Source organism: Litchfieldella rifensis, from assembly GCF_042646605.1.
In the GTDB taxonomy this organism is placed as follows: domain Bacteria; phylum Pseudomonadota; class Gammaproteobacteria; order Pseudomonadales; family Halomonadaceae; genus Litchfieldella; species Litchfieldella rifensis.
Window position 1 is genome coordinate 1 of the sequence record NZ_JBHRUG010000013.1, and the last position, 23,667, is coordinate 23,667.

Sequence of the window (23,667 nt, forward strand, 5' to 3'; positions counted from 1 at the left end):
GGCCTGAGACCGGGACTCACCTGAAACGAAGCGCTTCATCGGCACCTCCACGAGCTGTCACGGGTTGAGTATAGTGGGAGCTACGTTTTCACACAGCCTCGGCCAGAAGCGGACTTTCTGCTAGCACTGATGGAATGCAGAGCACACCGGCGGAATGTCCTCCGTCCACTTCATGCCGTTGTTAACTTGCATGCCGCCCATTCGGCTTGTGATTCAATAACCTATGAATGTACTGCCCACGGGATTGCCCAGGCGCCGTGAACTCCTCCCACACGGTGGGGGGACAAGCTGCGTACCACCATTCGACGCCATTCGGGAATCGCACGTAAATTCGCTCAGCCTGGGAGTCGTAAGCTTCGGCCACAATTCGCGTCGACCCGCTTACGGGGATCCATTCAATCATAAATACACCTCACTGATAGGTTCCACGCCACGCGGCGAGTGCGGGCTCCACATCAGGCACCTGTGGTTCGCTTCGCCAAGCCTTCAGGGACGGATCCTCGGCTTGTGGCCATGGTTCGGGGTCGTCGATGATCACACGTGCCGGCAGCACCAATGCCTCACCACTGATTATTGCCTCATGTGTCCGCAGCGAAGGAAGAACGGCAGCCAATCCGGCAACTGCGTCTGGGAGAGCAGTCTTGATGGCGCCTTGATCTTCAGAGTTCGACAACCTGAGCGCTACGATGGTGCCGCACTGCGAAAGTGCGGTCTTGGGAAGCTCAGTGGGCCGCTGCGTCACCAGCAGGAGTCCGATTCCATACTTGCGTCCTTCTCGAGCGATGCGGTTCGCTGAATTACGCGTAAGCGCGCTCGCACCTTCTCCGAGATAGCGGTGTGCTTCCTCGAGAACAATAAGTACGGGATTGGGCCGGCCAATGCCGGGGCCCCCATGTTCACAACGGAGAGCAATCTCGAAAACCAAGTTGAGTACGACACCAATGGCTGCGTCGGCTGCACCCGCCGGGACACCACTGAAGTCAAGGACTGAAACGGGTTTGTCGCTACCTAGCCATTCGCGCATGACCTGAACGAGAGGATCTGCCCCGCTCGGGTCAGCAGTCGGCTCTTGAAAAAAACGCAATTGTGGGTCCATTAGACCAAGACGCAGAAGGTCGGGGGCCGTTCCATAAACACCGTACATGGGCCCCTTGTGTGGCGCCTGACCACCAGCGTTGTAAGGCTCGAACTGGGCAGATCTCAGCGAGGCCGCGTCTCCAGTGTCCGTTTCGCAGGCGGTTGCGGCATTGGCAACGATATTTCTAGTCTCACGATTTTCTCTATCAATCAAATGCCAGATCGGCCTGATATCAAAGGGTACCGGGGTGTCCGCGGTGACAGCGGTAGGATTGATCGTCAACCATGTGGCCGAGCGTACGAACGCGCGCTTTGCCTCGGTGACGAGTTCTGCAAAGCGATTACTGAACGAGGCACCTCCTGTTCCTCCAGCGAAGATTCGCAAGATGTCCATCGCGGGCAATGCCCAGTAGGGCACACGGAGTCGACTGTCGTCCCGTTCCCCCAGTACACTCCGGATAGATGCACTACCGCTAAGTGCCGTCGCATATTCCCCATGCGGGTCCACCATAAGGATGTTGCCAGCGTTCCACCCACCCTTCACGAAGTTCTGCAACAAAGAAGAAACAGCGCTTGTTTTTCCTGATCCAGTTGATCCTACGACCGCGGCATGTCGGACGACAAAGCGGGAAGCGTCCACCGCAACGGGGATGTCCTCCGCAGCTGCGAGGCGTCCGAGGCGAACATGTCCCTCGTCTGGGGGAGGAAAGACAGACCTGAGTTGGTCCGCAGTTGCAAAGTGGACAGGATCATCCAGCCCAGGGTAGGAGCCAACGCCACGCTGAAAGCGGCCTGTGCCGCGATCGATCTCGCCAAGCAGTTGCACCTGGAGCCACCGCTCGTCGCGTTGAATGGTTTCGGCGGGGGCGAGCGGGCTCGTCAACTCAGCGATCCCGACGAGACTGACCGTAGCTACTAGGTCCACCAACCCTTGTGGAATGCGTACCAGCGAACCGATTTGTCCAACCGGCAGGAGACGTCCTCGATAGATCGGCGCCACTCCAGCTAATTCGGCGTCCAGTGCAACAGTTACTGTTGCCCCTAGAATATGGCGAACTCGGCCAATGCAGGTAGCATCGCGTTCAGACATCTTGGGCCCCATTCACTGCGCTGTCGGCGTTTATCGAGGAATCCTCTCGAAGGTAATCTCCTCTCCCGCTGCTACGCGCCAAGTACGAAGCCAGATGAGTGAAGTCTGGCAACGCGAGTTTCCCGTCTTCCCCGCCCACCCAAAGGTCGGGAGTCGAGTCCATTGGAACCTTCCAACCGGCCCGTACCCCACCTAGGACAGCTTCGGCTCTCCCAATCAACTGCACGTTCGGAGTCCGACAAGCACGCTCGCAAAGCTCTGGAGGCAAATCGGAGTAACAGAACACGACGAATTCCGAACGTTCGCGCCTGGTTGCAGCGTCGAAGATCATCTCGTTGAGGTGGTCGTCGCCGAAGGAGTACCCGGCAATGATCACTAGGGTTTCTGGGGTGTGCAGGGCGCGTCTGAGGCGGTCCTGCAATACGATGAAGGGCATACGCCGCGATTCCTCGTACTTGGCATCAGAGGGGTATATCGCTGCCGGCAGACCTTCCGGTACGGGCTGACCAATGCGCACAACTTGATGGCCTCCATTTGCCCTCATCCAGTTCACCGAACCGTGGAGCTTCCAAAGGCGAACGAACAGCGACGGTACAAAAGCGCCATCAGCCCCAGGTAGCGATTCGACGAGCTCGGTACGAAAACACGCGTTCAAATTCCCCACAAAGCCATCGAAATATGGCACACCAAAGCGCTCCAGTGCCGTTTCCAAGAGGAGGTCATAGTTGACTGTAAAGATTTCAAGGGGGAGGCGGTAATCCGCGCGTGCAATCCAAGCTGCTAGGTTACCCACAGGTGTCAGGTTGGCATCTGTGATATCAAGAGCTCTAACAATTGACTGACATACAGTGGTGTCAAGAGCCGCCGCCTGATCTGCGGTAAGACCGTCTACCTTGTCCTCTCCTGTGACCAGCCCGGCGATGCGTCGAAGGCGGCTCAGCACCTGTTCGATATTGCGCCCGTCCATCTGACGGTCGAATGCAGCACGATCCGCCTCGCCTAGCGTTGACCGCACGCGGGACTCTAATTCAGCGACATCCGGCAGACCACATGCTTTCGCCGCACCGGCCCCCAGGAACATGCATACATGCCTAGAGCGGGTTGCCAATTTTGCAGCAAGGCCTGTAGCAAACCTTTGCGGGCTGTGTGTGGTCATCGTTGAAGCGGTCTCCACTGTAGATTTTGCAAACCAACTCCAGACGCAGAGCAGGGCCTCTACAGCGCCCACAGTCTCCAGCTTCTGTCCAGACCAACGGCCGCCCTGGCTTACAAACGAATACATACCCTCAGCCTAGATGTCTGGGTAGATTTGCACCAGTACCCAAGTCAACGTAAGCCAAAAAGATGAGATGTGAGGGAAAATGGGGACGCGGCCCGACCGACGATCCCCACCACGAAAGAGAACGAAACCTCGCACGAATCTGCACCAATTCCGACGAAAGAACACTGATGAAGGAAAGCAGATAATTCCATTGCCATTGACAGCCCATGCCTGGGATATTGCGCGCCCCCTTCCAGGCCGACGAGACCAGCACAAAGGGCACGCTTCAGATAGCGACGCATCATTTCCAGAGGCACGGGGGCTTTCTCGACATGTTCGTTCATGAATGTATACCCAATCTGTAGGGTATCGACACGCGCCAGCAGTCAGAGGAAGGACAGAATTCGGCCAGAAGCAGTCTTTCAGATAGGACTGATATAACGCTCCGCATTAGCCGCGGCTTTGCCGCAATGAAGCGGAGGCAAAAACTTCGGCTGGATGCAATTGTTGGGCCTCATTTTCTGAGCAACCCTTGCTGTGAGGCTGTTTGCTCTATGCTCGGCAGCCATGTGCGAACGTCCTCCACTACCCCCTCCAGAAATCCCGGCTTGATTTCAATGATTTCTCCTAGAAAATTGGTATTAGACGCATTGATGCCTGACAAAGTTAGAAGACGTGCACGCAGCTGCTGCTCGTAGCGAAATGACTCCAAGAGACCCGCGGCATGGACTAGGCAATTGCGAACTTGGATAACGGCCTCCAGATGCTCGATTTTGGCTTCCAGGCCGAGAGTCGCTTTCTCGTTGAAAACTGAAAGCACATGGATAGTTTCATTGGTGGAATCCCGTTTCTTTGGAAACGGGAATGTTGCTCGCTTCTTGAGGGAAAGTAAGCACCATTCAATAGTGGTAATGAGTGCAGCGAGGCCGGCGTAGCGAACCCTTTGTGTCAACCCAACATCGAACCTGTAAACTACATCTTCAAGCATTTGGTCTCGGTACTGGGCCTCCATGCTTGGATCATCAAACTCCTCCTTATCGCATTCGCGTTCAGTGCGGCAATACTGGCTGTGCTTTTGCCACGCAATATTGCTCTCAGCGAATTTGATGAAATGCTCAACGTCATCAAGCATTGTCAGCGTATCCAGACCGAAAAAAGTCTGATTGAGAATCTCGTCTATAGACAGCTTTTTCTTCATGAGGTCCTATGTTCAAGCCGAACCGGCCGTAGTCTGTATCGAAGCGGAAGACTATAGGTAGGCTAGAGCTCCCTATTCTGCATTAATGAAAGACTAAATATCGTTGGATGGCTGTCGAAGTTGTGCATCAATGTCTTTTATATCCTTAAGTGCTTGCGGGGTCATCCCTTTCGCCAAGAAGTAAGAATCCGCAAGCTGCTCTTTCAGAAGAGCTATACTAGCCTCTTCTGCATCATCGCCAAGTCGCTCTCTGGCGATTAGATCAAGTAGATTCGATGATGAGATGACTGCCAAGGGAAGATTCGGTAAAGCATGATGCACATCAGTCAAGTAGAAGCCCGCACGGCCGTATGCTTTTGCAAACGGGGTGTCAGATACCATTCCGGCATGAATTGTGTCGTGGATAGTTTCAAGGGTACTTTTTTCGCCTTCCTTGATGCCAGCTGTGTATGAGAAGTAGGCGGCAGCAACGCCACCAGCAATGAGTATGAGTTCAAGCATGATACCTCCGAGGTAACTATGATCCTGCGCGCGGGATATACTGCGATTCCCAACGCTTGGCACACGTGCCAGTTTGGAGCCGCTGCGCGGCGGAAAAGCGGTCACCGTGCTACCACTGGTTATGCAATTACACCGGGGATATAGCGACGCTGTATCCACCGCCCATTTTTTGGGAATCTCCAACCACAGATAACTTTTCGCCTTCCTGTAAAAATCGATATTTTTGATATTGCGTGGTGAAAACCAGGTGATAATTCTCTGCGACTAAATCGCCCGACTCCTCCACGATTATCTGGCCATCTTGGTACCCGTTGCGTATGATTTTGACATTTGTTATTTCTGATACATTTTTGCTCGGGCTACTGTATTCAACAAATGCCCTGAAATTTAAGTTACCAACTTGGTCAGATTCTATTTCGTGTGCGTCCATGAAGTCGTGGATGGCATGAAACGATTCCATTTTTGCTCCCTATGCATAAAAGTTGTATTATATAACATGCTTGATATTTCACTTGAAAGCGCACGCGCGTTCAACAATATTATACCGCAAGCCAACCCCTATTTAACTTATCGAAATTCCTAAAAATCAAGTATAGCTTGGCAGTATAACACCGATCATTGTGACAGCTGCATAACACGGATCGACGTGGCCCCAACCATTGCCGACAAGGCCGCTTTGGGTCGTTTCTTTCCCTTTAGCCTTGGCTAAAACAGCTCTCCTTTACTCATTTTTAACGACATATTTGAGTCAATTCCGGATTTCCAATCGAGAATAAATCCGCTCCTACATTTATCTTGCCTTTGTTCAATGGGGTCGATTCTTGCCATTCACGAGCTATCGTCGCTACTACGGCCCCACCCAGCTTCAGGACGGAATTCACCGGTCAGTCATGTGCTCTAACCTCTTACACCCGGTTCATTTGGTCGAAATTTCCGATCAGGCACGCTACCGCCCAGGGGTTACCACTCAGGGCCCCTTCCTGGCGGCCGCAGACCACCAGCGTGCCTCCATCGGGATAACATTGGAATCCGTTGGGAAACACTCTTTTACATCCAGCCTACTAAATATTCCTTCGGCCTGCGTAGTCGAAACTTGAGGAAAAAGTCGTAGGGGTTTAATGCGGAGCGAGCCTTTCACAGCGGCTTCCGGGCCAACAAGTAGACGTCCATGATCCAGCCATGCTGCTCGCGCAGGGCGGCACGGTGCTCGATGATCGTCGGGGCCACGTCAGCCAACCAGCCGTGGAGCAGGCATTGCTTGTCCATGCCCAGATAGGCCCCCCACCAGATGTAGAGACCTTCCGGAGGCAGCGCCTCGAAGGCCCCTCCGCTGTCGAGCATGACCGCGACGCTGGGGGCATCGTTGGGCCAGCCGCGTTCACGCAAACGTCGCCCAGTGGTGATCTGGATCGGTTCTGCGAGCGCGTTGAGGGGGATGCGGTGCTCGGCGGTGAGGACCTGCAGGCTGGTGATGCCCGGTACTATTTCCACCTGCAGCTCTACCTTCCGATCCACCTCGACCGCCCGCCCGGCGGTGCTTTTCATACACGCCCCAAGACGCCTGGCGATGCGCAGGCTGCTGTCGTATAGCGAGGGGTCACCCCAGATCAGCATGCCGACCCGTCCGCCCTGCGGTAGATGGGACTCCATGAGCCCGGCCCAGACACGCGCGATCGCCTCATGCCATTCGTCCACCGCACCCAGGTAATCGGAGCGGGCATCGCGTTGGGGCAGATCGAACTCCACGACCCGGGTCCGTGACGGATCGTCCAGGAGGTTCCGGCACAGCAGCCGGCGCAGGTCGACCAGGTCCGACTTGGCTTCCCCCTTGCGTGGCAGCAGGATGAGGTCCGCCTCATTGAGCGCCCGCACGGCCGCCAAAGTGACATGATCGGGATTGCCCGTGCCGATGCCGATCAGCGAGAGCCGGATCATGCCTCGCCTCCCATGTCTTCAGGAGAGGCGCCGGGCGTGGTGCCGGCAAAGGGCGAGTCCGCCGACTGGGGCCGAAAGCGACGATCGTAGCCGATTGAATACAGGCAGCTTTCCTGGAAATCCTCACTTTCCAGCACCGGGCCCACCAGGATCAGCGCCGTGCGTTGCATGGTGTCGTCGATCAGGGATGCCACCGTCGACAAGCGCCCTCGGACCACCCGTTCATCGGGCCAACTGGCCCGCCAGATGATGGCGACCGGGCAATCGGCGCCGTAGAACGGCACCAGGTCTTCCACCACCTGGGCCAGGTTATGGATGGAAAGGTGAATCGCCAGGGTGGCGCCGGTTTTCGCGAAGTTGGCCAGGGTTTCGCCATCCGGCATGGCGCTGGCACGCCCCGGTGTGCGGGTCAGCACGACGGATTGCGCCACTCCTGGCAGCGTCAGCTCCTGCCCCAGAGTGGCGGCGGCGGCAGCGAAAGACGGCACGCCCGGGGTAATGACATAGGGAATGTCCAGCTCGCGCAGCCGGCGTAACTGTTCGCCCATGGCGGACCACACCGACAGGTCCCCGGAATGCAGTCGAGACACGTCCAGGCCGGCGGCATGGGCGCGACGCATCTCGTCGATGATCTCCTCCAGGGACAGGGGCGCGGTGTTGATGATGCGGGCGCCTTCCGGGCAATGCTCGAGTACCTGTTCGGGCACCAGCGACCCCGCGTAGAGGCACAGGGGGCAGGAGGCGATGAGATCCCGCCCCCGCAGCGTCAGAAGGTCCGGCGCGCCGGGGCCGGCGCCGATGAAATGTATCGTCATGCTCAGTCTCCTCTCAGAGGGGCTCTTGCCACCGCCGCAGTCGCCAACCGGTCAGCCGAAATCAGCCGGGGACCGAGCAGTTCCGCGCCGGGCCCCGCCGCCAACAGGGCAACGGCCTCAGCGACGCTACCCGTTCCCCGGGCCTGCAAGCTGTGCCTGGAACGAGTGATGGTGGTGGCCGTGGACAGGGCGGCGTCGGCCACGGCGATCACCGCGATACCCCGCGCTTTGCCCAGTGCCTGAACCAGCGGGCACATCGTGTGTGTCGCGGCCAGCCGGTCGACGGCACCGTGGTGTTTCTCGATCCGCTCCAGCGCATCTATCAGCGATGCCAGCAGCGCTTCTCGGCGAAAGCCGAAGCCCGCCACGGTTATCGAATCATCCACTACCCTCATCGGATCACCCGCCATTGCACGATGGGGTAGCTGGCTTTCCAGCCCCGCCGCGAGCCGATGGGAGCGGCGGCGGCCAGCTCGAGACGCAGCAGCTCTCCGCCGGCCTGCTGCTGCCAGTGAGCCAGCAAGGCCTCGGACTCCAGGGTCACGGCATTGGCCACGATACGCACGCCAGCCGGCAGACGCCGCCACAGCGCCTCCAGCAACGTTTCCGACAGTCCGCCGCCGATGAATACCGCGTCGGGCAGCGCATGATCGCCCAGCGCCTGATCACCCAGCGCCTGTTCACCCAGAACTTTGAGGGCACGTCCCTCCACCACCTCGAGCCAGTCGACACCCAGTGTTCGAGCATTGTGTCGCGCCCGTGCTGCGCGCTCACCGTTGCATTCGAAGGCCACGGCCTGGTTGTCCGGGTGTGCCAGCAGCCACTCGATGGCAATCGAGCCCGACCCCGTGCCGATATCCCACAATCGCTCCCCCGCTACGGGGGCCAACGCGGCCAGCGTCATGGCGCGAACGGCCTGCTTGGTGATCTGGCCATCGTGTTCGAACCATTCGTCTGGCAGGCCAGGCGTCAGCGGCAGGGCCGGCCCGTCACCGGCCACCTCCAGCCCCACCGCGACCGGGTGGGCGATATCGTCCGGCAAGGTGGCATCCGCCCGCACGGCGCGAATGCGCTCGTCGTCACCGCCCAGCGATTCCAGAATATGCAGCTTGGACTCCCCGAAGCCGAAGCGCGCCAGCAGGTCGGCCAGCTCGGCCACCGCGTCGCCGTCCCTCAACAGCACCAGCAGGCGCCTGCCGCGATACAGGTGGGGCCGGATGCGCGTCAGGGGCTTGGCATGCAGGCCCAGGCACGGGCAGCCGTCCAGCGACCAGCCCAGCCGCGACGCCGCCAGGCTGAAGGTGGATGGCGATGGCAGGGCCTGCCACTCTCCAGCGCGCAGATGACGCGTCAGGGTGCTACCCGCCCCGAACCAGAACGGGTCGCCGGAAACCAGCATCACAACCCTTCGCCCGCGCTCGGCCAACAGTTGGGGGAGTCCGTCGGCGAACGGTACCGGCCATTCGCGTACCTCGGCAGCCAGCGACGGCAACAGGCGCAGATGGCGACGTGCGCCAAACACCACCTCGGCGTCTTCCAGCGCGTCGCGGCTTGCCGCTGTGAGTCCCTCTGTGCCACTCTCCCCCCAGCCTAGAATCGTCAGCCAGGGAACGTCGTTCACGTCAGCCATCATCTGAGCCCAGTAAAGGAGATGAGCTGTTCCGGCGCCAAGCCTCCGCGAGGGCGCTGTAAACCCCTCCATGGGCGCTACTTTTGCCATCCATGGCAAAAGACCCTCGCTGCGCCTCGTCCCCGGCGCTCATCTTGCCAACAGCTGGAATGGGAAAGGAGCTCAAGAAGCCCCAATGAAAGTCCTGATCCTGGGGGGCACCTCTGAAGCCAGTGCCCTGGCCAGCGCCCTGGCCGAACGATCGATCCCTGCCCTGTTCAGTTATGCCGGTCGAGTAAGCGCTCCCAAACCGCAGCCGCTGCCCACCCGCGCCGGTGGTTTTGGCGGGGTCGAGGGCCTGGCCACCTTCCTGGCGGACAACCGCATCACCCATCTGGTCGACGCCACCCATCCCTTTGCCGAACGCATGAGCCGCAACGCCCTGGCGGCGGCACAGCGAAACGGCATCCGCGTCATCGCCCTGACCCGGCCCACATGGGAGCCGATAGCCGGCGACCGCTGGGAACGGGTCGCCGGTATCGACGCGGCGGTGAACGCCCTGGCCGGTCCGCCGCAGCGGGTGCTGCTGGCGATCGGGCGCCTGCACCTCGCCGCCTTCGCGGCCCAGCCCCAGCACCACTACCTGCTGAGGCTGGTCGACCGGCCCGAGGCCCCACCGCCCCTGCCCCATCACCGTGTGACCATCGACCGTGGTCCCTTCACGCTGGACGGCGACCTGGCCCTGCTCCGGGAACATGGCGTCGAGCGCCTGGTGTGCAAGAATTCCGGCGGCGACGGCGCGGTGTCCAAACTCACCGCCGCCCGTCAACTGGGCCTGCCGGTGGTGATGATCGAGCGGCCGGCTCTTCCGCCGCGTCGGGAGGTCCACTCCAGCGACGCGATTCTTACCTGGCTCGGTCATAACTCCGACCCTGACGTCGACCTCGGCGTATAGACCCACGGCACGTCATCGCGCTCGATCCGCCGCGTCTGACTGGATCCCACCATCACCAGGGTGCGCATGTCGGCCATTTCCGGTTGCGCCTCGCCAAGGGTCGTGACCCGAACGGTTTCCTCCGGCGTGGAGACGGCCCGCGCGAACATGATCGGGCGCTGTGGCCCGCAGGCCTCCCGCAGCACCTGCAAGGCGCGTGCGAACCCCTCCGGCCGCGCCCGGGAGCGGGGGTTGTAGAAGGCCATGGCGAAGTCGGCCTCCGCGGCCAGCCGCAGGCGCTTCTCGATCAGGGCCCAGGGTTTGAGGTTATCGGACAGGTTGATACAGCAGAAATCATGTCCCAGTGGCGCCCCCAGGCGCGCACTGGCGGCCAGCATGGCGGAAATGCCTGGCAATACCTGGATATCCAGCGCGTGCCACGCCGGCTCTCCCGCCTCCAGCGCCTCGAAGATGGCCGCGGCCATGGCGAACACGCCAGGGTCACCCGACGAAACGACCACCACCCGGCGACCGTTGGCGGCCATGCGCAGCGCCTGTTCCGCGCGCCGGATTTCCTCGCGGTTGTCCGAGCCGTGGCGCGTCAGTCCCGGTCGCGGCGGCACCCGCTCGACATAGGGCACATAGCCCACCACATCGGTGGCCTCGGCCAGCGCGGCGGACACTTCCGGGGTGACCATCGCCTCGGCACCCGGGCCCAGCCCAACCACTTTCAACCAGCCAGTCATGGCCGTCTCCCGTTGCCATGCACCACCAGGATGGAGAAATAAGGGGCGCTATCGCCGGCGTCGCTGAACGGCAGTATCCGTTCCTGGGGCATGGCGGCGTATTCGATCAGCCAGGCCTCTTCCACTCGACCGGCCCGGGTCAGCGCCCGTCTGATCTTGTCCAGGTTGCGGCCGATCTTCATCACCACCAGGGCGTCGGTCTGCGCCATGTGCTCAGCCAGCGTCTCCTCCGGCAGCGTGCCCATCAGCACGGTCATGATGTCGTCGCCCCAGGTCACCGGCTGCCCGGTGGCGGTCCAGGCGGCGGACATGCCGGTGATGCCGGGCACGACCGATACCGGCACCCGCCCCTGCAAGCGCGTATAGAGGTGCATGAAGGAGCCGTAGAAAAACGGGTCGCCTTCGCACAGCACCACCACATCGCCTCCCGCGTCGGCGATCTCGGTCAGTTGGGCGACGCTTCTCTCATAGAAGGCCGCCAGCAGCTCGTTGTAGCGGGGATCGTCGAATGGAATCTCGGTGGTGACCGGGTATTCCATCGGCAGTTCGATGGCATCAAACGCCACCAGGCCTTCGACGATGCTGCGGGCATGGCCGGTCCGGCCCTTCTTGCGAAAATAGGCGACATGCGACGCCTGACGGATCAGTCGATCCGCCCTGACGCTCATCAGATCCTGGCTGCCGGGCCCAAGGCCGACCCCGTAAATGGTTCCCTGCTTCATTCGCTGCGATCCGCCATGGCATTGATGGCGGCCACCGTCACCGCACTGCCGCCGAGTCGCCCGCGCACGATGCAGCAGGGTACTGAGGCGCTCGCCCACAGGGCTTCCTTCGACTCGGCCGCGCCCACGAACCCCACCGGACAGCCGATGATGGCCGCCGGGCGCGGGCAATCCGGCGCGTCCAGCATGTTCAACAGGTGGAACAGGGCGGTCGGCGCATTGCCGATCGCCACCACCGCACCGTCCAAGTAAGGTCGCCAGAGTTCCACGGCCGCCGCCGAGCGGGTGTTGGCCATGTCGCGGGCCAGGCCGGGAACCCGCTCATCGTGCAGGGTGCAGAGTATGGCGTTGTCCGCCGGCAGGCGCTTGCGAGTAATGCCCTCGGATACCATGCGCGCGTCACACAGGATCGGCGCACCCTGCTCCAGCGCCTGCCGCGCCCGGTTCACCGCGTCGCCGCGGAAATGAATGTGTGACGCAAGTTCCACCAAACCGGCGGCATGGATCATGCGCACGGCCACCGGCTCTTCCTCCTCCGAGAAGCGCTCCAGCTCGGCCTCGCGCCGGATGATGGAAAAGGACTCTCGGTAGATGGCCGGTCCGTCTGTTTCATAGACGTGAGGCATCACGCTTCTTCTCCAGGTGTTCGATAACATCGGATTCAGTAAGGCCGGTGGCGACCGGCGTCCCATCGGCACGACCGCCGACGATCAGATCGAAGCGTCCGGATCGCCCTGTCAGGCATACGTCAGCCGGCTGTCGGCGGGCGCAGCCCTTGGCGCAGCCGGACACATGCACCGGGCCCTCGACCCGGCCACTCAGTCGTTCGGCTAACTCCAGGGCTAAGCCCAGCGTCTCCACACTCGCCTGCTGGCAGTGGGGGGCGCCCGGGCAAACATCCATGGACAAACGCGGATCCCGGTTATCGTCCAGCAGGCCGGCGACCGGTGCCGCTGCGGCGCCTTCAATCAGCAGGCGCCGCCATGGCATCACCCGTACGGCGCCACTCGATTCAGGGGCAAGCGAAGCGGGCGCGACCGCAGCACGCAACACCGATGCCGGTGCCCGTCCGAATGGGAGGCCGAATACGGCTCCCTTCTGGTGTCGCCCCAGTGCCAGCCTGGCGCCAGCCTTGGCAGGCGGTATCGATTCTGGAGCCCATGCCGGCAGCGGCGCCTGATGCCGGCGCATCCGCCCGGCTTCTCGTCCGCCACTCTCGACGAACCAGTGCGCCAGCCGCACCAGGTGCTCGACGGCAGCCGCGACCGAGTCCACGGGGGTGCCCAGAGCACGTCCATCGGCCCGGACTATTAGGCCGCCCGAAGATCGCGGCTGTAGGTCACCCGAAGCCCGCGGCTGCAAGGCGCCCGATGCCGAGCGCTCGATGCGGAAGTCGGCGGATACCTCGCCCAACACCGGCGCATCACCGGCATCGATGGCAATGCCCATCTTGACCGGCAGTTCCGGCATCTCGGCGAGGCGGGCCAGCAGCAAACGGGCCGCCTCATGGGTGGCGTCGCCTTCTTGCCAGTCCGGTGCCAGCAGCAGTTGGGGCCGGCGCTCGGCCTGCGGGTCCGGGTCGACCAGCCCCTGCTCGACGAGGAAGGCCATCAGCCCAGGCCAGGTGGCCTCGGACACGCCGCGCAACTGCAGATTGGCGCGACTGGTGAGTTCGATCAGGCCGCTACCGAAGGTCTCGGCCGCGTCACATAGCGCCAGCATCTGGCCCCGCGTGAGTCGCCCCAGGCGGGGACGCACGCGAACCAGCAGGCCATCGCCGGTCGGCATGGGCCGCCAGGCCCCGGGACACCAGCCCTTGATGCGAGGCTCGGCTGGCTTATCCATCTTATTTATCATGGGAGCCCGGTCTCCTTGGCCTCGTCGATCTGCAGCAGCAGATCCTGCAAGGCCGCCCCCTGTTCACCAGGGTCCTGCCACATCCCGCGCTGGGCGGCTTCCAGCAGCCGCTCGGCCATCTCCTCCAGCGCCGCCGGGTTATGCTCGCGCAGGAACTGCTGGTTGCGGCGATCCAGTACCAGCGCTTCGCTGACCTGGGCATACTGATAGTCGGCCACCAGATCGGTGGTGGCGTCATAGGCAAACAGGTAGTCCACTGTGGCGGCCATCTCGAAGGCGCCCTTGTAGCCGTGCTCGCGCATGGCCTCGATCCATTTGGGATTGAGCACCCGGGAACGGATCACGCGGACCAGTTCCTCCTTGAGGGTGCGAATCCGCGGATGCGCCGGGTTGGCGTGATCGGCGTGGTAGATGGTCGGCGCCTGCCCGGCGAGGGAACGGCTGGCGTTGGCCATGCCGCCCTGGAACTCGTAGTAGCTGTTCGAATCGAGGATATCGTGTTCGCGGTTGTCCTGGTTCTGCATCACCGCCTCCAGGCCCTCGAGCTGTCGTTCGAAGGCCCTGCGCGCGGCGATCCCGGATTCCGGGAATTGGCCGTAGGCGTAGGCCCCGGCCCCGAGATAGGCTTCCGCCAGGTCGTCCGCGGCGTCCCAGGAGCGGTTGTCGATGAGTCGGTTCAGGCCGGTGCCGTACTCGCCGGGCTTGCTGCCGAAGACCCGGTAGCCGGCCTCTCGGGCGGCCGCGTCGGGCGATAGCCCCTGGCGTTCGAGTTCCTGCCGGCGCTCCCGCACCGCCGCGCGAATGGTGTTGCCGTTGCCGGGCTCTTCGTACTCGGCGACCGCCTGCACCGCGGCATCGAACAGGCGGATGACATTGGGAAAGGCATCGCGAAAGAATCCGGACACTCGCAGGGTGACATCCACCCGCGGCCGTTGCAGCAGCATGGCGGGAATCACCTCGACATCGATCACCCGCTGCGAGCCGAGCGACCACACCGGCCGCACCCCCATCAGGGCGAAGGCCTGGGCGATGTCATCGCCGCCGGTGCGCATGGTCGCGGTGCCCCAGATCGACAGCCCCAGCCGGCGCGGGTAGTCACCGTTGTCCTGCAGGTAACGCTCGACGAACGCCTGTGCCGATTTCTCGCCCAGGGACCAGGCGGCGGGTGACGGAATCGAGCGATTGTCGACGCTGAAGAAGTTGCGCCCGGTAGGCAGGGTGTCCAGCCGGCCACGGCTGGGAGCGCCGCTCGGCCCGGGCGGCACGAAATAGCCCCCGAGCCCGTCCAGCAGCGACTGGATCTCCATCTCAGCACCACGCTGCATGGCGGCCCAGAGCCGTTCGCGGGCATAGCGACACAGCTCCGCGGTAGCCGGATAGTCACGCGCCAACCCGGCCAGACATTCCGGCTCCAGCACGTAGTCGGTCACCAGCCGATGGGCGAGCCGTTCCAGACGCTCACGGGTATCGGCGGCGCTGCGCCAGACGGCATCATCCAGCTCGCTCAGGGCCCGCGGCCTCGGGCCGGTCCAGGGTTCGGCCCCGGCTGTCAGGGGATCGAACTGCCCGCCCTCTTCCCGCAATCCCAGGTCGTCCGCCAGGTTATGCAACAGGCCGCGATGGGCCGGCCCCTCTCCGCGTGGCAGCCTGAGGATGGCGACCAGGGTCCCCGCCAGCTTGTCCGGCGGCGGCAAGGTGCCCAGCACGTGCAAGCCATGGCGGATCTGGGCTTCCTTGATATCGCACAGATAGGTGTCCAGCTCGTTGAGCAGGCGCTCGTCATCCGTGCCATCCATCGTCTGCGCCAGCTCCTGGTCGATACCGGTGCGGCGCAGATGCTCCAGAATCCGCTCGCGTAACAACGCCTCACGCCGCGGGTCCATGCCCAGGGCCTGGTAATACTCGTCGGTCAGGGCTTCCAGTTCCGCCATGGCACCGTAGAGCTCGGCACGGGCCAGCGGTGGCATCAGGTGATCGATGATCACGGCCTGGCTGCGGCGCTTGGCCTGGGCGCCTTCGCCCGGGTCGTTGACGATGAACGGATAGAAATGCGGCACCGACCCCAGGGCGATATCCGGCCAGCACTCGGCGCTCAGTGCCGTGCTCTTGCCCGGCAGCCATTCCAGATTGCCGTGCTTGCCGACGTGAACCACCGCGTCCACCCGGTAGTGATCGCGCAGCCACAGATAGAACGCCAGGTAGCTGTGGGGCGGCACCAGTTCGGTATCGTGATAGGTCTGCGTCGGGTCGTCACTGAAGTCCCGCTCCGGTTGAATCCCGACGAAGGTCTCCCCCAGGCGAACCCCGGCGATCATCAGCCGGCCCTGGCGGCACTTGGGATCGTCCGACGGCGCTCCCCAGCGCCTGCATACCGCTTCTTGAAGTGCTTCCGGCAGCGTCTGGAACCACGCCAGGTAGTCGTCGAGCCCGATGCTCTGCCAGCAGCCGCGTTGGTCCAGGGCACGCCTATCGTTGGTGACGGCGCCCTGCAACAGCCGGATCAGGGCATCGCCGTCGTCCGGCACGTCGCTCAGCGGATAGCCCGCCGCGGCCAGCGCCCGCAGGATGCGAACCGTCGAGGCCGGCGTATCCAGGCCGACGCCGTTGCCGATGCGGCCATCGCGATTGGGATAATTGGCCAGCACCAGCGCCACGCGCTTGGCGGCATTGGGCGTCTGACGTAAACGACAGAAGCGCCGCGCCAGTTTGGCGACGAAAGCGGCGCGCTCGGGATGCAGGGCGTGGCGGGTCACCGATAGCTGGCAGCGCTCGCTGTAGTGGGCCTCCGTCTTGAAGCCCACCGCCCGCGTGATGACGCGGCCATCCATCTCCGGCAGCACCACCTGCATGGCCACGTCGCGGCTATGCAGGCCGGCCGCCTTGGCTTGCCAGTCTTCCTCGGTGCTGCTCGCCAAGATTGCTTGCAGGACCACCGGCCGCCCGACGAAGAGGCTGTCGGGGACGTCGAGGGCGTCCATGTCGTCCGGGTTGCGGTTGACGGAAAAACCGGTGGTGTTGACCACCAGCATGGCGCCCGTCTGCTCGATCAGATGATTGACGAAGGCGAGGCAGGCTTCCTCCTTCAGCGACGCCACGGCCACCGCCAGCGGCTCGAGCCCCTGCTCCCGCAGCGCCTCGATCAGGCCGTCCAGCACGGCGGTATTGGCGCCTTGCAGGTGACTGCGGTAGAACAACAGCAGACATACCGGGCGCTCGGGGACCTGGGGGATGGAGGAAGTGGTGGAGAGAGGCGAGTAGAGCAGCGCCGCGGGGATCGCCTTGGGTTCCTGCCAGTCCAGCACCGATCCCCGACACTCGGCGGCGACAAAGCGCAGCAACTGCTCGGCATTGTCCACACCGCCCTCTCTCAGGTAGCGCCACACTCGGTGGGCCGACTCGAAAGGCACGTTGGACTCGTCCAGCAAGGCGTCGTCCGGTGCATCGCAACCCGGTACCAGGATCAGCTGGCGCCCCTGGCCGGCAGCGGCCCAGGCCAGCAGACGTTCGTGGCCGTAGCGCCAGTAGGCGCTGCCGCCCATCAGCGAGACGATCACCAGACGCGCCTCTTCCAGCACACGATCCTCGTAGAGATCGTAGGCGGCGGGCTTGACCAGGTTCATCCAGTTCGCGAGCCGTACCGTGGGGCAATCGTCGCCGATCGTCGAGACCAGCCGATCGACCGCCTGTGCCAGGGCCGACAAGCTGCTGTCGGCGGCTGACAGGATGACGATCTCGGCAGGGCTCTGCTGCAGGTCGACGATGCCCTCATCATCGACGAAGCCCCCGGGCTTGGCGGCGAAAAGGTGCATCAGGGGGTCGTCGCGATCTCGGCGCTCGCCAGGGCCGCGTGCAGGTGATGGCCCTTCAGCGCCTTGCCGATGATGACAAGCTGGGTGCGGCGTGGCTCGTCCTGCCCCCAGAGCCGGTCGAAATAGCCGTCCAGGCGCTCCCCCACGGCCTGGATCACCCGGCGCATGGGCTTGCCCGGAATGGCCGCGAAGCCCTTGGCCCGATAGATCTCGTGGGTTTTCAGCAGTTGCTGGAGCCTGTCCGCCAGGACATCGCCATCGACTTCCCCCAGCCGGATCACGCAGGAATCGAAATGATCGTGGGCGTGGTCGTGATGCGCCCCCTCGGCATGATGGCGATCATGGTGGTTCTCGATGCGGTCGATGCTTTCCTCGCTCGCCGCACCGATGCCCATCAGGGCTTCCAGGTGGGCCGTATCCGTGGCCCGAGTCTGGTTGATAAAAAAGCTCTGGTCGATAAACAGGGTTTTCACGGATTCCGGCACCCGCTGGGCCACCAGTGCTTCCACCCGCGCCTTGTCGGCCGGCTCAAGCAGGTCGGTCTTGCTGACCAGCACCAGGTCGGCCGCGCTCAGTTGGTCGTCCAGCAATTCACGCAGGCTGGGATCGTGGTCCAGGCTCTCGTCGGCCCGGCGCTGGGTCTCCACCTTATCGACATCGCTCGCATAACGGCCAGCGGCGACGGCCGGCCCGTCGACCACGGTGATGATGGCATCGACGGTGCAATGCTGGCGCACCTCCGGCCAGTTGAACGCCTGGACCAGTGGCTTGGGCAGGGCCAGGCCGCTGGTTTCGATCAGGATGTGGTCGATATCGTCGCGGCGCGCCACCAGCTTCTTCATCACCGGCAGGAATTCCTCTTCCACCGTGCAGCAGATGCAGCCGTTCGCCAGCTCGTAGATGCCGCTCTCGGCTTCCACGGCGGAGTCGTCTTCACACCCCAAGGCGCAGCCGCGCAGCAGACTGGAATCGATATCCTGTTCGCCGAATTCGTTGACGATGACGGCGATGCGCTTGCCGGTGACCTGGCGCAGAATACTGGCCAGCAGCGTGGTCTTGCCGCTGCCCAGGAAACCGGTCACCACCGTGGCGGGGATCTTGTTCAGTCGCATCCGTGGGATTCCTCAGTCTCGATGGTCTGCCCCGGGCCCTGCTCGAACAGGCGGGCCACGGCGGCGGGATTGTCAGGGAAGAACAGGTGCAGGTAGGTCGCCGTCAGCCGTCGCTGGCGATAGATGGCCTCCCCCGGCGCGGGATGGCGCTGGCGCCGGCCGTGGGCGATCGGCTCAGGGGTGCCCTCCGCCACCGAGCGGTGATGGGCATGGCCCCGGATCGGTCCCTCCGGCAGATCGGCGGTCTGCATCCCCTGGCACCCCCGACGCCCGCGCATGGCGCCATGCCCGGGCAACAGGCCCAGCATGGTGTGGGTCCGGTCGTCGTAGTCCGTCAGGGTTTCCAGGCAATAGAGCATGCCGCCGCATTCGGCGAGGATGGGCTTGTCCGTGGCAAAGAAGCGGCGGATGTCCTCCCGCATGGATTCATTCGCCGCCAACGGCGTGGCGTGGAGCTCGGGATAGCCGCCGGGAAGCCAGAGGGCATCGCAGGGCGGCAGGCATTCATCCGTCAACGGTGAGAAACAACGCAGTGTCGCCCCCATCCGCTCCAGCAGGTCCAGGTTGGCCTGATAGATGAAGCTGAACGCCGCATCCCGCGCCACGGCGATGGTATGGCCGTGAAGGATGGTCCGGCCGTGAAGCGAAGGTAATGGCTCCATCGCTCCCCCCGGCGCCGCCGCGAAAGTGACCGGCGGCAATTGCAGGAGTGCCTCCGCCAGCCCCTCGGCCAGCAGCGCCTTGGCACCGGCCTCGAAGCGGCTTTCCAGGTCCTCGCGGATCTCCTCGGCCTGGACCAGCCCCAGGTGCCGTTCGGGCAGGGCCAGGTTGGCATTGCGCTCCACTGCCGCCAGCAGAGGAATGGCGGGCGGCAGCGCCGCGTCGATCAGTTCCCGGTGGCGCGGCGAACCGCAGGCGTTGGCGATCAGCCCGGCGATGCGGATATCGTCACGGAAGCCCACCAGGCCGGCCACCAGCGCCGCCGCGGTCTGGGCCATCCCTTTCACATCCATGACGATGACCATCGGCAAGTCGAACAAGGCCGCGAGATCGGCGCTGGACGGTTCACCATCGAACAGGCCCATGGCGCCTTCCACCAGGATGAGGTCCGCATTGAGCGCGGCCTCGTACAGGCGTTGGCGGCAATAGGCCTCGCCGGCCATCCACAGGTCGAGCTGATCGACCGGCTGGCCCGAGGCCTGGGCCAGCACCAGGGGATCCAGGTAATCCGGACCGGTCTTGAAGACCCGTACCACCTTGCCCTGGTTGCGCAGTATCCGGGCCAATGCCGCTGTCACCGTGGTCTTGCCCTGCCCCGATGCCGGCGCAGCGATAAAGACCGCGGGACAGGTCGCCGCATCGCCACGCCCCCTGTCTCGGCTAGAGTCATGCGCGGTCATGTGGCCTCCAGGCTGCACTCTAGGCTGGGCAGGGGCCGGTACAGCGCACCCAGTTGCTCGGCGATGAGGGCCCCCCGCCCCAGCTTGACGGCGGACTGTTCGGTATCCACGACGACACAGTCACCGAGTGACGGCAGACCGGCCATGGACTGCCGGGTGCGACCATCGGTGATGAGGTAGGTCCGGACATGCAGGCCGGCTTCCCGTCGCCGCCATTGGCGAATCAGACGCGCCGCTCGAAGGACGGCTTCGCGGATCGGTGTTCCACCGCCACCATCCGCGGCATCGAGCCGGCTGAGCATGTCCTTGGGCGCGCGTCGCCGTGGCAGGATCGACGTGATGCCGTCATTGCCGAAGCCCAGGACCACGATCTGCTCCCGGGCGGCGTAGGCCTGGCGCGCCAGATGGTCGACCAGGCCCTTGGCCCGGCCCAACAGACGTTGGCCCAGGGTGGAAGCGGAGGTATCCAGCAGGATGAAATGCAATACCGGCTGCCCGGTGCGGGCCTTGCGATAGCGCAGTTGTTGCCAGGGCCAGTGCCCCCGGTTGGCAATCAGGGTGCCGAACCAGTCCGGCCGGTCCGCCTCGGCATGCGCCCGGCGCTGCCCCGGTTGGTGCCCCCTGCGCATGCGCGAGGACGGCGCCGAGGCCGGGTGTTTCGCTCGTGTTCTAGCGGAAAACTCCGGCAAATCCGCTTCCTGCACGCTCACGCTTTTCTGTGCCACCGGCGGCATGGCGCCCCACTGCCCCTGCGCTTGCGAGGCACCGGCGTGGTCGCCGCTGGCGGATGGAGCCTCCCTGTCGACGCCAGAGTCCCCTTTCCCAGGGGGAGGACGAGGCGTTCCGGGCGGCGTGGGGGGTGTCGTATGTTGAGTCGTACGGCGATGGGCCAGGACCCACGGCTCGACAGTATCCAGGTCCTCCTGGCTCACCGTGTGTGAGCCTCGCCAGGCGGCATGCGCCTGCGCGGCTCGATGCCAGGTCACATCCGCCCGCAGGCCTTCGACACCAGCGGCCTCGCAACGCACCGCGATATGTTCGTAGATCCAGGGCTCAGTGGCGATCTCGGCCAGCGCCTGCTGCGCTCGCCGGATTCGCTGGGTCAGCGACGCCTGGGTAGCCTCATGGCGCGCGACATAGGATTCGGGATCGCGGTCGAAAGTCTCTCTCTCCCGCACGATGGCAATCCGTTCCCGGACGCTCACCACCGCTTCCTGCTCGAGACACAGGCCGAAACGGTCGAGCAATTGGGGGCGCAGTTCCCCCTCATCCGGATTCATGGTGCCAATCAGGCTAAAGCGCGCGGGATGAGTATGACTGATGCCGTCGCGCTCGATGATATTGATACCGCTCGCCGCCACATCGAGCAGCAGGTCCACCAGGGTGTCCGGCAGCAGGTTGACCTCGTCGACGTACAGCACGCCGCGATCTGCCTTGGCCAACAAGCCCTCGTGGAAGGTCGCCTCGCGTTCGGACAGCACCCGTTGAAGGTCCAGGCTGCCGGTCAAGCGATCCTCACTGGCACCCAGCGGCAGGGTGACGAACGGCGGCCGCCCCCCCTCGGCGTCATCGGGAAGGATCGCCGCCAGCGCCCGCGCCAGGGTGGATTTTGCGCTACCCCGTGGACCGCTGATCAGCACGCCGCCCACCCGGGGATTGATGACGTTGAGCAGCAACGCGGTCTTGAGTGCATCCTGGCCGACGACGGCGGCAAAGGGGAACTCAGCCGGGGACTGCATCATGACCACCGGTAAGACGCTTTAGAGCGATGGCACACAGCAGTCCGGCCAGCAGCCAGAAGGCCAGATTGGTGAGACCGGATGCCCAGATGAACTCATGGTGCAGTTCGCTCAGCGCAACCACTGCCTGGGGATCCGGATTGGAGAACAGCGGGCCTTCATGGGCAGGCACCCAGGCATAGGGCACCAATAACAGCGGCAGCCCGAGCCCGCGTTTCCAGCCTCGCGCCAGGATCAGCAGACCCAGGCCGGCCGCGGCCATGGCAACGGTGGCGAGCCACCACAGCTGGCGCGACTCGAGAGCGGCGGCCGCTGCCCCGGGGATTTCGGGCGGCAGGCCGAGGGACGGCGCCACGAAAACCACGAGATAGCACAAGCCCCCCACCAGCAGGCCACGACCTGCGGTCAGTGCCAGCCGGCCGCGTTCGCGGAGCTGGTTCATGATCACCAGGAGAATGGCGGTAAAGCCGATCCCAGCGAAAATGTTGGAAACGGCCGTATAGAACAGACGCTCGGCGCCATCGGCCGGCGCCCAGGCCTCCTCGTCATGATGATGGCCGGCCTGGCCAGCGTGGTCATGAGCGTGATGGCCTTCAGCTGAGGCATGAGGGTCGTCGCTGACTTCATACTGTTCAGCGGCGAGAAGAATCGGGGTGACACCAACGGCCTGCATAGCCGTCAGCGTCAGTCCAAGGACAACGCCAATCAGGCAGGCGCACAGCACCAGCGAACGGAACATCGGCTTTCCTCCGAAACTGCCTCAGTGGCAGGGAAATACGATGGCATGCCGGGTATCGTGCGCCGCGTTATGCGCTGCGTTCATCGGCAGGAAACCGACGGCATAGAGGATGAGCGCTCCGAAGAGCACGACAGCCCCCTGCTGGCAGGCAGATGACACTTTGGAAGCGGAACGGAAAGTCCGTTGGGAGGAAGATACGGGAGTCGCAGACATGTTGGATCCTCGGTGCCCACCGCACCGTCATTGGATGGAACGAAATGACAGGCCGGTCTCCGGGCTCAAAGAGGACGCATTCAGCAGAATCACGCCATCGCCTGCACCTTCCCGGCATATGCCAGTGGTCTTCGCAGGCTGCTCTTGTATTACCGTTGCGGGGGCAGCGATGGGATTGGCTGAAAAGCCGCACCATACTTCCCGATTATCCCCTTGAAGCAGGGGCACCTGTCTCTTGCAGCCTGTCTGACTTGACCGATCGTCGCGAGAAATACGGATTTCGAGACAAGTTTATCGATCCGATGAGGCGAATAGCTCGCTATTTAACAAATCGGATCGAATGAAATTGGCCGAAAGCCCGGGTTTCGCAGCAGATCAGCGTTAAGTCAAGCAGGCTGATGGCGCCATCCTAAAGCAATTGCTGCGAAAGGCGCAATCTGTGGGCGTGTATCCCTCAAGCCCACCATTGCCTTCCGTGATGGTGCCTTTCACCCCAAGAGAGCAGGAACACGGCCCTGTTGGAGCTGCTTTAGCTGCGATTGATAGGTGGGAGTGGCGATGAGTGGCCGCACTGGGGGTGTGCATGCACCCTAATGACGTATAGACGCCTCCTGTGTGGCAAAAGGCCGGGGCATGCCCCGGCCTGACACTCATTTTGCGACGCCGATGCCGTATTCCTCGCCGGCATCCAGCAGCCAGCGATAGCAGTAGTCGGCGAAGCTGCGCCGGATCACCAGTTCCCAGCGGTCCTCGCTGGGGCGGCGCACGATGGCCGTGGCCTTGGCGAAGACCGTGGTCACGCCCTTGCCGACCGGGAAGTGGCTGGGGTGGACGTCATAGATCACCGACTTCATCAGCACTTCGCGGGCCTTCTCGCCGGATAGCTCCAGTACGGTCTGGCCGCCGCCGA

Annotated in this window: 23 protein-coding genes and 1 riboswitch; of the genes, 1 reads left to right on the forward strand and 22 read right to left on the reverse strand. The window is 63.2% G+C overall.

All coding sequences use genetic code 11. The annotated features are described in order from the left end of the window. Positions 1-181: 181 nt before the first annotated feature. The 11 genes from ACFOEV_RS05440 to cbiE form a co-directional block, all read right to left on the reverse strand. On the reverse strand, positions 182-403 hold the full coding sequence (locus ACFOEV_RS05440; protein ID WP_386772126.1) for a KTSC domain-containing protein: 222 nt from the start codon (positions 401-403) through the stop codon (positions 182-184). Between the two features lie 9 nt (positions 404-412). Continuing rightward, positions 413-2,167, reverse strand: a complete 1,755-nt coding sequence (locus ACFOEV_RS05445) for an ATP-binding protein (RefSeq protein WP_386772127.1) — start codon at positions 2,165-2,167, stop codon at positions 413-415. Further along, complete coding sequence (locus ACFOEV_RS05450) at positions 2,160-3,248, reverse strand: SIR2 family protein (protein WP_386772128.1); 1,089 nt, start codon at positions 3,246-3,248, stop codon at positions 2,160-2,162. The genes ACFOEV_RS05445 and ACFOEV_RS05450 overlap by 8 nt, the downstream gene beginning before the upstream one ends. 245 nt (positions 3,249-3,493) lie before the next feature. Continuing rightward, complete coding sequence (locus ACFOEV_RS05455) at positions 3,494-3,772, reverse strand: hypothetical protein (RefSeq protein ID WP_386772129.1); 279 nt, start codon at positions 3,770-3,772, stop codon at positions 3,494-3,496. A 170-nt stretch (positions 3,773-3,942) separates the two neighbouring features. Next, positions 3,943-4,626 (reverse strand): hypothetical protein, encoded by a 684-nt coding sequence (locus ACFOEV_RS05460; RefSeq protein ID WP_386772130.1) that lies wholly within the window; start codon positions 4,624-4,626, stop codon positions 3,943-3,945. Positions 4,627-4,719: 93 nt separating this feature from the next. Next, a complete protein-coding gene (locus ACFOEV_RS05465) occupies positions 4,720-5,127 on the reverse strand; it encodes a hypothetical protein (RefSeq protein WP_386772131.1) in 408 nt (135 codons plus the stop codon). Between the two features lie 127 nt (positions 5,128-5,254). Next, positions 5,255-5,587, reverse strand: a complete 333-nt coding sequence (locus ACFOEV_RS05470; protein WP_386772132.1) for a hypothetical protein — start codon at positions 5,585-5,587, stop codon at positions 5,255-5,257. Between the two features lie 674 nt (positions 5,588-6,261). Further along, a complete protein-coding gene (cobF, locus tag ACFOEV_RS05475) occupies positions 6,262-7,062 on the reverse strand; it encodes a precorrin-6A synthase (deacetylating) (protein WP_386772133.1) in 801 nt (266 codons plus the stop codon). Further along, on the reverse strand, positions 7,059-7,877 hold the full coding sequence (gene cobM / locus ACFOEV_RS05480; RefSeq protein ID WP_386772134.1) for a precorrin-4 C(11)-methyltransferase: 819 nt from the start codon (positions 7,875-7,877) through the stop codon (positions 7,059-7,061). The genes cobF and cobM overlap by 4 nt, the downstream gene beginning before the upstream one ends. 2 nt (positions 7,878-7,879) lie before the next feature. Continuing rightward, positions 7,880-8,251 (reverse strand): cobalamin biosynthesis protein, encoded by a 372-nt coding sequence (locus ACFOEV_RS05485; protein WP_386772254.1) that lies wholly within the window; start codon positions 8,249-8,251, stop codon positions 7,880-7,882. Positions 8,252-8,268: 17 nt separating this feature from the next. Continuing rightward, positions 8,269-9,507, reverse strand: coding sequence for a precorrin-6y C5,15-methyltransferase (decarboxylating) subunit CbiE (cbiE, locus tag ACFOEV_RS05490; RefSeq protein ID WP_386772255.1), 1,239 nt, complete (start codon positions 9,505-9,507; stop codon positions 8,269-8,271). Positions 9,508-9,682: 175 nt separating this feature from the next. Between cbiE and ACFOEV_RS05495 the strand changes: the two genes are divergently transcribed. After that, positions 9,683-10,441, forward strand: a complete 759-nt coding sequence (locus ACFOEV_RS05495) for a cobalt-precorrin-6A reductase (RefSeq protein ID WP_386772135.1) — start codon at positions 9,683-9,685, stop codon at positions 10,439-10,441. Here ACFOEV_RS05495 and cobJ read toward each other — a convergent pair. From cobJ to ACFOEV_RS05550, 11 genes are all read right to left on the reverse strand, one after another. Continuing rightward, positions 10,405-11,166 (reverse strand): precorrin-3B C(17)-methyltransferase, encoded by a 762-nt coding sequence (gene cobJ, locus ACFOEV_RS05500; RefSeq protein WP_386772136.1) that lies wholly within the window; start codon positions 11,164-11,166, stop codon positions 10,405-10,407. The genes ACFOEV_RS05495 and cobJ overlap by 37 nt on opposite strands. Next, entirely contained in the window at positions 11,163-11,888 is a 726-nt protein-coding gene (locus tag ACFOEV_RS05505) for a precorrin-2 C(20)-methyltransferase (protein WP_386772137.1), read from the reverse strand. The genes cobJ and ACFOEV_RS05505 overlap by 4 nt, the downstream gene beginning before the upstream one ends. Further along, positions 11,885-12,514, reverse strand: coding sequence for a precorrin-8X methylmutase (locus ACFOEV_RS05510; protein WP_386772138.1), 630 nt, complete (start codon positions 12,512-12,514; stop codon positions 11,885-11,887). The genes ACFOEV_RS05505 and ACFOEV_RS05510 overlap by 4 nt, the downstream gene beginning before the upstream one ends. Further along, the gene (locus ACFOEV_RS05515) at positions 12,498-13,745 is read right to left on the reverse strand and encodes a cobalamin biosynthesis protein CobG (protein ID WP_386772139.1); all 1,248 of its coding nucleotides are present in this window, start codon (positions 13,743-13,745) and stop codon (positions 12,498-12,500) included. Before ACFOEV_RS05515 ends, ACFOEV_RS05510 begins: the two co-directional genes overlap by 17 nt. Next, positions 13,742-17,554, reverse strand: a complete 3,813-nt coding sequence (gene cobN, locus ACFOEV_RS05520; RefSeq protein ID WP_386772140.1) for a cobaltochelatase subunit CobN — start codon at positions 17,552-17,554, stop codon at positions 13,742-13,744. The genes ACFOEV_RS05515 and cobN overlap by 4 nt, the downstream gene beginning before the upstream one ends. Then, positions 17,554-18,666 (reverse strand): cobalamin biosynthesis protein CobW, encoded by a 1,113-nt coding sequence (gene cobW / locus ACFOEV_RS05525; RefSeq protein ID WP_386772141.1) that lies wholly within the window; start codon positions 18,664-18,666, stop codon positions 17,554-17,556. The genes cobN and cobW overlap by 1 nt, the downstream gene beginning before the upstream one ends. After that, complete coding sequence (locus ACFOEV_RS05530; RefSeq protein WP_386772142.1) at positions 18,657-20,066, reverse strand: cobyrinate a,c-diamide synthase; 1,410 nt, start codon at positions 20,064-20,066, stop codon at positions 18,657-18,659. The genes cobW and ACFOEV_RS05530 overlap by 10 nt, the downstream gene beginning before the upstream one ends. Beyond that, on the reverse strand, positions 20,063-21,808 hold the full coding sequence (locus tag ACFOEV_RS05535) for an ATP-binding protein (protein WP_386772143.1): 1,746 nt from the start codon (positions 21,806-21,808) through the stop codon (positions 20,063-20,065). The genes ACFOEV_RS05530 and ACFOEV_RS05535 overlap by 4 nt, the downstream gene beginning before the upstream one ends. Then, entirely contained in the window at positions 21,789-22,544 is a 756-nt protein-coding gene (locus ACFOEV_RS05540) for a CbtA family protein (protein ID WP_386772144.1), read from the reverse strand. The genes ACFOEV_RS05535 and ACFOEV_RS05540 overlap by 20 nt, the downstream gene beginning before the upstream one ends. Positions 22,545-22,565: 21 nt before the next feature. Next, entirely contained in the window at positions 22,566-22,757 is a 192-nt protein-coding gene (locus tag ACFOEV_RS05545) for a CbtB domain-containing protein (protein ID WP_386772145.1), read from the reverse strand. Between the two features lie 33 nt (positions 22,758-22,790). Beyond that, a riboswitch (cobalamin riboswitch) is annotated at positions 22,791-23,004 on the reverse strand. A 403-nt stretch (positions 23,005-23,407) separates the two neighbouring features. Beyond that, the coding region (locus ACFOEV_RS05550) for a sarcosine oxidase subunit gamma (RefSeq protein ID WP_386772146.1) at positions 23,408-23,667 on the reverse strand (260 nt) is incomplete at its 5' end.

Bases quoted from the DNA above. Each gene is read 5' to 3' on its own strand.
- cbiE (WP_386772255.1), bottom strand. From the start codon at position 9,507: ATGGCTGACGTGAACGACGTTCCCTGGCTGACGATTCTAGGCTGGGGG.
- ACFOEV_RS05540 (WP_386772144.1), bottom strand. From the start codon at position 22,544: ATGTTCCGTTCGCTGGTGCTGTGCGCCTGCCTGATTGGCGTTGTCCTT.
- ACFOEV_RS05455 (WP_386772129.1), bottom strand. From the start codon at position 3,772: ATGAACGAACATGTCGAGAAAGCCCCCGTGCCTCTGGAAATGATGCGT.
- cobN (WP_386772140.1), bottom strand. From the start codon at position 17,554: ATGCACCTTTTCGCCGCCAAGCCCGGGGGCTTCGTCGATGATGAGGGC.
- ACFOEV_RS05545 (WP_386772145.1), bottom strand. From the start codon at position 22,757: ATGTCTGCGACTCCCGTATCTTCCTCCCAACGGACTTTCCGTTCCGCT.
- ACFOEV_RS05530 (WP_386772142.1), bottom strand. From the start codon at position 20,066: ATGACCGCGCATGACTCTAGCCGAGACAGGGGGCGTGGCGATGCGGCG.
- ACFOEV_RS05450 (WP_386772128.1), bottom strand. From the start codon at position 3,248: ATGTTCCTGGGGGCCGGTGCGGCGAAAGCATGTGGTCTGCCGGATGTC.
- ACFOEV_RS05515 (WP_386772139.1), bottom strand. From the start codon at position 13,745: ATGATAAATAAGATGGATAAGCCAGCCGAGCCTCGCATCAAGGGCTGG.
- ACFOEV_RS05465 (WP_386772131.1), bottom strand. From the start codon at position 5,127: ATGCTTGAACTCATACTCATTGCTGGTGGCGTTGCTGCCGCCTACTTC.
- ACFOEV_RS05495 (WP_386772135.1), top strand. From the start codon at position 9,683: ATGAAAGTCCTGATCCTGGGGGGCACCTCTGAAGCCAGTGCCCTGGCC.
- cobJ (WP_386772136.1), bottom strand. From the start codon at position 11,166: ATGACTGGCTGGTTGAAAGTGGTTGGGCTGGGCCCGGGTGCCGAGGCG.
- ACFOEV_RS05445 (WP_386772127.1), bottom strand. From the start codon at position 2,167: ATGTCTGAACGCGATGCTACCTGCATTGGCCGAGTTCGCCATATTCTA.
- ACFOEV_RS05535 (WP_386772143.1), bottom strand. From the start codon at position 21,808: ATGATGCAGTCCCCGGCTGAGTTCCCCTTTGCCGCCGTCGTCGGCCAG.
- ACFOEV_RS05460 (WP_386772130.1), bottom strand. From the start codon at position 4,626: ATGAAGAAAAAGCTGTCTATAGACGAGATTCTCAATCAGACTTTTTTC.
- cobM (WP_386772134.1), bottom strand. From the start codon at position 7,877: ATGACGATACATTTCATCGGCGCCGGCCCCGGCGCGCCGGACCTTCTG.
- cobF (WP_386772133.1), bottom strand. From the start codon at position 7,062: ATGATCCGGCTCTCGCTGATCGGCATCGGCACGGGCAATCCCGATCAT.
- ACFOEV_RS05505 (WP_386772137.1), bottom strand. From the start codon at position 11,888: ATGAAGCAGGGAACCATTTACGGGGTCGGCCTTGGGCCCGGCAGCCAG.
- ACFOEV_RS05510 (WP_386772138.1), bottom strand. From the start codon at position 12,514: ATGCCTCACGTCTATGAAACAGACGGACCGGCCATCTACCGAGAGTCC.
- ACFOEV_RS05470 (WP_386772132.1), bottom strand. From the start codon at position 5,587: ATGGAATCGTTTCATGCCATCCACGACTTCATGGACGCACACGAAATA.
- ACFOEV_RS05440 (WP_386772126.1), bottom strand. From the start codon at position 403: ATGATTGAATGGATCCCCGTAAGCGGGTCGACGCGAATTGTGGCCGAA.
- cobW (WP_386772141.1), bottom strand. From the start codon at position 18,666: ATGCGACTGAACAAGATCCCCGCCACGGTGGTGACCGGTTTCCTGGGC.